This window comes from Lysobacter sp. 22409 (genome assembly GCF_052045105.1).
Lineage (GTDB): Bacteria > Pseudomonadota > Gammaproteobacteria > Xanthomonadales > Xanthomonadaceae > Lysobacter > Lysobacter antibioticus_B.
The window spans coordinates 1-8,399 of record NZ_JBQEOE010000086.1; the positions used below are offsets into that span (position 1 = coordinate 1).

Genomic DNA, 8,399 nt, shown 5'->3' on the forward strand with positions numbered 1-8,399 from the left:
AAAGCATTTTTCTTTGGTTAGCTTTCTTTTGTTGCTTATGACAAAAGAAAGTAACCCGCCGCTTTAGTGGCGGAAGCTTTAGGCGTTTGATCCTGATCCTGGTCTTGCTTCAACGATGCGCCGCAAGACCGTCACAACGTTGTCGCGGCTCGCGCCGCTCCTACCCTGAAGCCTGGGGCTTCATTTGGCGGCGCAAGCCTAACGAACGAAAAATCCCTCCTGCACCACCGGCCCGCCATCGAGCGACACCTCGACGCGGTAGTTGCCGGACTTCCATCCCATCGGCTCGGCGACGCGGAAATCGTCGACGCCAGCGCCCTTGAAGGTCACCGGCTTGGCTTCTTCGTTGAAGACCTTGCCGGCCGGGTCGATCCAGCGCACTTTCAAACGGCCCGGCACGCGTGCCTGCGCGTCGCGGGTCGCGGTCTTGATCGTCACCACCACGGTGTCGCCGGTGGTGAAGCTCTTCTGCCGTTTGGGCAGGTCCTGCGGCCGCATCGCTGCGCTGCCGAGTTCGACGCCGGTGATCGACACCGCCGGCGAGGTCGATACCGCCATGACCGTATTGTCCTTGCCCAGCACGGCCGGCGAGGGCGCTTCGGCCGCGCGCTGCGGCGTCGCGCCCTGGCGTTCGCAAGCGGCCAGCAAGCAGGCGAAGACTACGAGGGATGCGCCAGTGAGGAGGTAAGTCCGGTGTTTCATTCGAGTCTCTCTGTCGCGAAGACGCAGGCGAGGTCGAAACCCCGCCTGCGTCGGCCATGCATGGGCAGCCATGCTTGAGGTGGCCATGTTCGAGATGGCCGTGCTTGAGACAGCCCGGATCGCCGACGGCGACGACCCGGACCTGCCCTTTACTGCGTCGTGCCGATGAGGTCGAAGGGTAGCTCCTGGGCGACGTCCGGTGCCGAGGACGGGTTGCCGACATCGATCAGGGAACTCCAGGTGCCCGCCGACACATCGTACTGGCGGGCGTTGGCGCCGCTGCGGCCGCGCGCGCCGACGACGGTCATCGGCGGGGCGAAGTGCGCGCCGGCGCTGCTGTCGGTGCTGCCCCACACCAGCCAATAACTGCCTGCGCTGAAGAAGCCGCTGCCCGCGCAGGCCGCCGGCATGCTCAGGCGGTTGCGCCAGACCTTGCGCGTGGTGACCGTGGCGCTGCCCGGGGACGGATACAGGCTGTTGCCGGTGCGATAGATCCGCGCATCGGTCGAGGACGCCTGCACGTTGCTGCTGGTGCTGCCGCACAGCAAGGTGCTGCCCGAATCGCCCGGCCGGCCGCGCCAGACCTGCAGGACGCCGGCGGTGAACGGCGAACTGGAACCGCTGTAGCTGGTCTTGTAGGCGTAGACGTCCACCGAAGACAGCGTCCAGCTCTGCCCGCTCGGCACGACGAAATCGTCGGCCACGCGATAGGTGGCGTTGCTGACGGCGTAACCGGTGGTGGTGTTGCTTTCGGCGGTGTTGCCGTTGTTGTTCTGCAACTCGCTCCAGCTCGTGCCCGAGGGCGCGGCGGTGCCGTCCTTGGCGGTGGCGCCGGTGCTGAGGCCGCCGTTGCTCCAGACCACGCCGTCGGACGGGCCGCTGGCATAGCTGCCGGTCAGCGACACCCCGGAAATCGCCGCGTAGGCCTTGATCATTACGTGATACGTGCCGGCCTGGGCGGTGGCGATCGAGCAGGTTTCGGCGTTGCTGCTGCCGTCCGACTTGCAGTCGTAGCTGGCGGTGGTCGGCTTCGCGCCGAACTTCACGTACAGGTCGGCATCGCCGCTGCCGCCGGCGGTGACGAACTTCAGGCCGGTCGCACCGGCCGGCACGTCCAGGGTCCAGAACTGCTCGCTGTCCTTGGCGCCGGCGATGCCGGTCGCCGGCACGCCGTTGCTGAGTACGTTGCCGGTCGGCGCGGCGCTCACCGTCACCGACTTGCTCACCGTGTGGGTGGCGCCGTCGTCGTCGGTCACCTTCAGCGACACGGTGTAGGTGCCGGCGGCCGCATAGGTATGCGAAGGACTGGTGGTGGTCGAGGTGATGCCGTCGCCGAAATTCCATTCGCGTGCGGCGATGCTGCCGTCCGAATCGGTCGAGGCGTCGGTGAACACCGCGGTCAGGTTGGAGGTGGTGAAGGTGAAGGCCGCGACCGGATTGGCGTTGCCCGGTGCCACGACCGTGACCGACTTGGTCACGCTGTGGGTGGCGCCGCCGTTGTCGGTGACCGTCAGCGACACCGAGTAAGTGCCGGCGCTGGCGTAGGCATGGCTCGGATTGGTCGCGGTGGAGCTGCTGCCGTCGCCGAAGGTCCATGCGCGCGAGGCGATGCTGCCGTCGCTGTCGCTGGAGGCATCGGTGAAGTTGGCGGTCAGGCCATTGGTCGCCGAATTGAAGTTCGCCACCGGCGGCAGGTTGCCGGTCTGCGCCTTGTTGCAGGTGCCGGAGAAATTGTCGGTCCAGGTCTTGCCGGCCACCGGCACGAAGTCGCCGGTATAGCCGGTCGCGGTCAGGGTCAGCTTGAGCACGCCCCAGGTATGGGCCTGGCTGGCCTGCAACAGCGTATGGCTGCCGCTGAGCGAGTAGAAATCGCGTCCGCCGGTGCCGACCAGGATCTGGCGCAAGCCGTCGGTCTTGGCGGTGCCGCTGCCGTCCATCTTGCCGTAGCGCTGGTAGTTGTGGTCGTGGCCGACCATCACCAGGTCGGCCTTGGCCGCATACAGGCGGTCGTAGATCGGCTTCACCGAGCTATAGCCGGAGTAATTGCCGCGGCTGATCAGCGGATGATGGAAATACGCCGCGGTGCAGGGCTTGGTGTTCGCGGCCAGGTCGTTGCTCAACCAGGTCAGCTGAGCCGAGGCGACGCTGCCGCCGGACATGGTGTTGAGGGCGATGAAATGCCAGTCGCCGACATCGTAGCTGTAATAGCCCTTGCTGCGATCGCCGGCCGGACCGGTCGCTTGGTCCGTGCCGTTGTAGTAGTCGAAATAGCCCTTTGCGCCGGTGGTCTGATAGTCGTGGTTGCCGGGGGTGGGCCGGGTCAGGCCTTTGAATCGGCCCCAGCGCGAGTGGTAGAGGTTGTTGTATTCCGACAAGGTGCCGCTGCCGTAGGCGTTGTCGCCGGCGGTGAAGACGGCGGTCGGGTTGATCGCCACGATCAGGTCCGAGGTCTTGCCGCAATCGGCCGGCGAGCTGTCGCAGATGTCGCCGGCGCCGGCCACGGTCACCGTGGTCAGGTTGAGGTCCTTGGTGCCGAAGTCGTAGCTGTCGACGGCGTAGCGGCTGTCGGGGCTGCCGAAGTACGGCTCGATGACCACGCACTCGCCGCGAAAGGCGCGCGAGTGGAAGGCACGGTCGTTCCAGTGATCGCCCTGGAAGATGTAGCGGTCGCCGCCGGAACTGGTGATCTTGAGCGAGTCGTAGCCCTGCAGCACCAGTTCCTTGAAGCCGACCCGGACCCATTTCGCGCCGGCTTCGCAGACCCGGTTGCCGGGCGAAGCCAACAGCGCCGAGCGCGTGGTCGGCACGCGCTTGGTGACGACATCGTCTTCGCTGAGTTGCACAGTCCGCTGCGCCGCGAACGCGGACTGGGATCCGATCAAGCTTCCGAACAACAACAACGCGCCGAGCGTGATTCGCCGGCGAAAACCGCTTGCACCTGGGGTGGCCATCAGAGTCTCCTCTTAGCTTCCGTGTTTGAAGGGAAGTCGCCCGCGCATCGGTGGCCGGGCGCTGAAGTCGTCGCCCGATCCGCACGCACAGGCCTGTGTCGTCGTCAGGCCTGGTTTCGGCGACCGGTGTAGGTTGTTGCGGAGAAATGCGTCGGCCGACGACTCGGCCGACGCAGTGGGGCGCTGGTTCCCGCGCGAAGCGCGATGGGCAGGCCGGATGCCGCAGGCGGCATCGGCGAGAGAAGGCCGGGGCCGTCGAAAGCGTGCCGGACGAAGACGCGTCGAACAGAAGAACGCCGCACGACAACGTGTCGGACATCGATGACAACAGCGGGTCGGGCGAAGCATTGCCGGATCGGCGGAGTCGGCGAAGCGCTGCTGGCGCCGGCAACGACGACTGCGGTGCCTGATTGCGGACGAGCGGTCTCGCCGCCATTCATGGACATGGTGGTTGCCTCGCATCGAATGACTGAAGTGCACCCCTGTTGAGATGCAGACGGCGCGGCTAGCCGATACCTCAGTTGCGAATGGCCGGATTTCTCATGATCTTTGGTTATTTGACGCGGCCGCGTCGAGAATGAAACAAACGCTGCGAATCAAGGGGTTTCGGCGTACATCGACGGCGCGTAAATCGTGATCGATGCCCGTAATTCATGCCGACTGAGGTGCAGCGGAGACTCGATCCGGCGCGATATGCGGGTCGTGTTTTCTGCGATCGGTCAGCGACGAACGAGTCCGTGCAACGACGAATGCATCGGCAGCGCGACTCGTCGACGCATCGCTAGCGAGGGTGTCCCGCTCCATGGTCAACACGAATCGCCGTAAGTGGGTATTGGGTCTGTCGGCGGCCGCTGCGGCGGCGGTCGCGCTGCCGTATGCGCTGTCGCAACGCGCTCGCCGCACGTCGCACGCAGCGCATGCCGACGCCGGTGCGCAGGCCGCCGACGCGGCGACGCCATCGGCGCCAGCACCGTTCCGGCAACCGCTGCGCATTCCCGGTGCGACCGGCCTGCTCGCCGAAACCCATTTGTCGGCGCCGCTGGTGTTGGCGGCGACGGAAGCGGCGTTTCCGATCTTCGACGGTGCGCCGACCCGGATCTGGCATTACGCCCATGCCGCGAGCACGGGCGTTGGCATCAACCCCTTGTTGCGCATCGACCGCGGCGAGGAGTTGGACGTCAGTCTGGACAACCGCCTCGGCGAGGACACCACGATCCACTGGCACGGCCTCAGCGTCGACGAAGCCAACGACGGCAGCGGCCTGCATCCGGTCGCACCGGGCGAGGGCAAGCGCTATCGCTTCCGGGTCGCCGATCGCGCCGGTCTGTACTGGTACCACGCGCATCCGCACGGACGCACCGGCGCGCAGTTGCAACACGGCCTGGCCGGCCTGCTGCGCGTGGACGACGACGAAGAGCGTGCGCTCGCCGCGCGCCTCGCTCTGCCCTGGGGCGTGCGCGATCTGCCGCTGATGATCTCCGACAAACAGGTGAACGCCGACAACGCCATCGTCTATCGGCAGGGCGCCGACGACTGGATCGGCAACCGGCTGCTGGTCAACTGGACCCCTGAACCCTTCCTCGACGTGTTGCAGGCGCTGTATCGCTTCCGCATCGCCAATGTCGCCAATGCGCGCATGCTGCGGCTCGCTTTCGAGCATCGCGGGCAATCCCTGCCGTTCCATCTGATCGGCAGCGACGGCGGATTGTTGGCGCGGCCTTGGGCGGTCGAGGACGTGTTCCTGGCGCCGGCGCAACGCATCGATGTGCTAGTCGATTTCAGCGCGGTCGCCGCCGGCGAGCGCGTGCTGCTGCGCAGCCTGGAATACCTGGCGATGGAGAACGAGGACGAATCCGGTGCGTTCGCGCCCGACCCGATGGGCGAGCACCCCGGCGCCGCGGCGATGGGCGAGGCCTTCGACCTCATGCAGTTCTGCATCGCCGGTTGCAGCGACACCGCGCCTAAGCCGGCCAAACGTCCGCCGGCGAAGTTGCCCGAGCGCCTGAGCGACCTGGCGCCGCCGCCGGATACGACCGGTTGGACGGTGCGGCCGATCCGGCTGAGCATGAATCAGGAGGGCAGTTGGTTCATCAACGACTGGAACATGCACACGGTCGGCCATGAGCCGATGTTCCGGATCAAGCGCGGCAGCCGCGAGGTCTGGGAGATACGCAACAACATGACCAGCATGCCGCACCCCATCCACGTCCACGGCTTCCGCTTCCGGGTGGTGTCGCGCAGCATCAGCCCGCCCGACATCCGCGGCCGCGCCGTCGCTCCGAAGGGACTCAATCCTCAGGACACCGGCTGGAACGACACCGTGGTGATCTGGCCCGGCGAGATCGTCCGCATCGCCATCGACTTCGCCCAGGAACTGTCGGGCACGCATCGCTACATGATCCATTGCCACAACCTCGAGCACGAGGACATGGGCATGATGGTCGCCTTCGCGGTGACCGACTGATGCAGCCCTTCCGATCGTCGCTCGGCTCACCGCCAGGAGAACGCCGCGCCATGAACCGCTTCGCCCCTGCCATCGTCCTGTGCCTCGTGTTGTTGCCCGCGGCCTGTCGTTCCGACGCCGAACAGGCCGCGGTCGCGAAGCCGACAGCCGCCCCCGCGCCGACCGTCCTGGACGGTTCGCGCGCGCAAGTCAGCTACATGGTCGGTCTCGACATGGCCAAGCGGCTCGCGCCGATCAAGGACGAGGTCGACATCGACACCGTCGTGAGCGCACTGCGCGCAGCCCATGCCGGCGCACCGCCGCGTCTGGACGAGGCGCAGGTCGCCAAGGTCCGCAGCGACTTCGTCGAACACCTGCAGCGCAAGCGCGAGGCCGGCCGACAGGCACTGGCGCAGAAGAACCTAGGCGAAGGCAGCCGCTACCTGGCCGACAACGGCAAACAAGCGGGCGTGGTCACAACCGCCTCGGGCCTGCAGTATCGGGTCGAACGCGCCGGCCGCGGCGCCAGGCCGGCGGCCGACGGCACGGTGCGGGTCAATTATGTCGGCCGCCTGCTCGACGGCAGCGAGTTCGAGAGCACCTACGCCACCGATCACCCGGCCGAATTTCCGCTCAACCAGATCATGCCGGGCCTGCGCGAAGGGCTGATGCTGATGTCGCCGGGCGCGAAGCACCGTTTCTGGGTGCCGGCGAAGCTCGCCTACGGCGAGACCGGATTGCCCGGCCAGATCGAACCGAACGCGACCCTGGTATTCGATCTGGAATTGCTCGAGATCGCGCGCTGAACGAGGCCCGGGAATGACGCGAGCGGCGACAGCGTCGTTCGCGTCGCCAGCGCTGGTTCAGTCGGAGAGGGCTTCGCCGGCGGTCAGCGGCAAACGCTTACCGTCGGGCGTACCGCGGCTGATCTTGCCGCGCTCGATCAGCAACAGCTCGCCGTACTTGCCGTTCTTGATGCTGCTGTCGATCGCGATCACGCGGCCGTCGAAATAGCTGCCGATGCGTTGGTGCGAGGTATGGCCGACGACGATGCGGCCGACGCCTAGGCGCGCGGCGATCGCATCGACCTGATCCTGGGTCAGGGCCGGGTCGATGAAGTAGCCGCGGTACCAGATCGGGCTGGTCTTGCCGTTGTACAGCGGCATCAACGACGGGTCCTGCTGCCAGACGGTCTTGGGCGTGCCGAGGGTGGCGCGATAACGCTGGTTGATCTGCGCCCGGCTCAGGCCGGATTCGAAATAGCTCGCGGCGATGCCGCCGTGCACGAACAACAGGTCGTTGACCTGGCCGATCACCGACTTGCTGCGCAGCCAACGCCCGAGCACCGTGTCGGGGCCGTACAGCTCGACATAGGAACTGCCGAGCAGGCCGGCATTGCGCTGGTAACCTTCGTTGACGTAGCGCAGGTCGTTGGCCAGCACCATGATCTCGTGATTGCCGAGCAGCAGATGCACCGCGCCGCCGGCCGCACGCGCCTGCTGTTCCAGGCCGTACAGCAGCCACAGGGCCTGGTTGACCTTGGGGCCGCGGTCGAACACGTCGCCGGCGATGACCAGATGGCCGCGACCGTAGCGCCAGCGCAGCTTGCGGTCGACGATGCCGTTGTTCTGCAACAGTTGGACCATCAGCTCGTACTGGCCGTGCACGTCCGACAGCGCGGCTATGCGCTCGACGCCCTGCGGCGAGGCCTCGGCCTCGGCTTCGGCCGGGGCGCGTACCGAGACCGGTTCGGCATGACCGCATTGCGTCGGCACCACGACCGGCCAACGCGGGGCCGGGAACGAGCGCTCGACCGGCTTGCCGTCGCAGACCCAGCGCGCCTCGATGCGGTCGGCTGCGTAGCGCAGGTAGGGGCCGTCGTCGAAGTCCGGCGTGTTTGCCGCCGCTGTCTTCTCCGAGGCCGCAGGCGCGCGTTCCTGGCCTGCGGCGACGGCGGTCGTGGCCGCCAGAGACAGGGCCAGCAGGGTGGAGGCAAGGCGGGATAGTTTGGTCATCGGGGTGCTCGTGTATTCGCCTGATCGGCATTGTCGCTGTTTAAGACCGCACTGACGCATCTGCGCCGTTAATGGCCGCAGCCAAGGGTAGGAGCGGCGCGAGCCGCGACCAAGGAATGGGTAGGCATAGCAGCGCAATCGTCACTGATCGAAGCCGAGAACTGTCGCTGTCGCTGTTGCTGTTGCTGTTGCTTTGCGCCGCCTGAGCCTAGCGAAGGCAATAGAAGACCCGGAGGGCGGCCCGCAGGGATGCGGGCCGTTTTTCATCGGGACAGGGATGTCCCGTAT

At 66.5% G+C, this 8,399-nt stretch carries 5 protein-coding genes; 2 read left to right on the forward strand and 3 right to left on the reverse strand.

The annotated features are described in order from the left end of the window. Window positions 1-198: 198 nt before the first annotated feature. Both ACTJJK_RS22765 and ACTJJK_RS22770 read right to left on the reverse strand, forming a co-directional pair. A complete protein-coding gene (locus ACTJJK_RS22765) occupies window positions 199-702 on the reverse strand; it encodes a hypothetical protein (protein WP_440731325.1) in 504 nt (167 codons plus the stop codon). Between the two features lie 149 nt (window positions 703-851). Further along, a complete protein-coding gene (locus ACTJJK_RS22770; RefSeq protein ID WP_440731326.1) occupies window positions 852-3,545 on the reverse strand; it encodes a PKD domain-containing protein in 2,694 nt (897 codons plus the stop codon). Between the two features lie 910 nt (window positions 3,546-4,455). Here ACTJJK_RS22770 and ACTJJK_RS22775 point away from each other — a divergent pair. Together ACTJJK_RS22775 and ACTJJK_RS22780 are read left to right on the forward strand one after the other, a co-directional pair. Continuing rightward, window positions 4,456-6,117 carry a multicopper oxidase family protein gene (locus ACTJJK_RS22775; protein ID WP_440731327.1) on the forward strand — a complete coding sequence of 554 codons (1,662 nt, stop codon included), beginning with the start codon at window positions 4,456-4,458 and terminating at the stop codon, window positions 6,115-6,117. A 50-nt stretch (window positions 6,118-6,167) separates the two neighbouring features. Then, on the forward strand, window positions 6,168-6,902 hold the full coding sequence (locus ACTJJK_RS22780; RefSeq protein WP_440731328.1) for an FKBP-type peptidyl-prolyl cis-trans isomerase: 735 nt from the start codon (window positions 6,168-6,170) through the stop codon (window positions 6,900-6,902). Window positions 6,903-6,959: 57 nt separating this feature from the next. Here ACTJJK_RS22780 and ACTJJK_RS22785 read toward each other — a convergent pair whose 3' ends face one another. Continuing rightward, window positions 6,960-8,111: a metallophosphoesterase gene (locus tag ACTJJK_RS22785; protein ID WP_440731329.1), complete on the reverse strand. Its 1,152-nt coding sequence runs from the start codon at window positions 8,109-8,111 to the stop codon at window positions 6,960-6,962. Between the last annotated feature and the right edge of the window lie 288 nt (window positions 8,112-8,399).

What these genes read in the sequence shown, in the direction of transcription:
- ACTJJK_RS22765 (WP_440731325.1), bottom strand. Translation starts at nt 702, where the DNA reads ATGAAACACCGGACTTACCTCCTCACTGGCGCATCCCTCGTAGTCTTC.
- ACTJJK_RS22775 (WP_440731327.1), top strand. Translation starts at nt 4,456, where the DNA reads ATGGTCAACACGAATCGCCGTAAGTGGGTATTGGGTCTGTCGGCGGCC.
- ACTJJK_RS22780 (WP_440731328.1), top strand. Translation starts at nt 6,168, where the DNA reads ATGAACCGCTTCGCCCCTGCCATCGTCCTGTGCCTCGTGTTGTTGCCC.
- ACTJJK_RS22785 (WP_440731329.1), bottom strand. Translation starts at nt 8,111, where the DNA reads ATGACCAAACTATCCCGCCTTGCCTCCACCCTGCTGGCCCTGTCTCTG.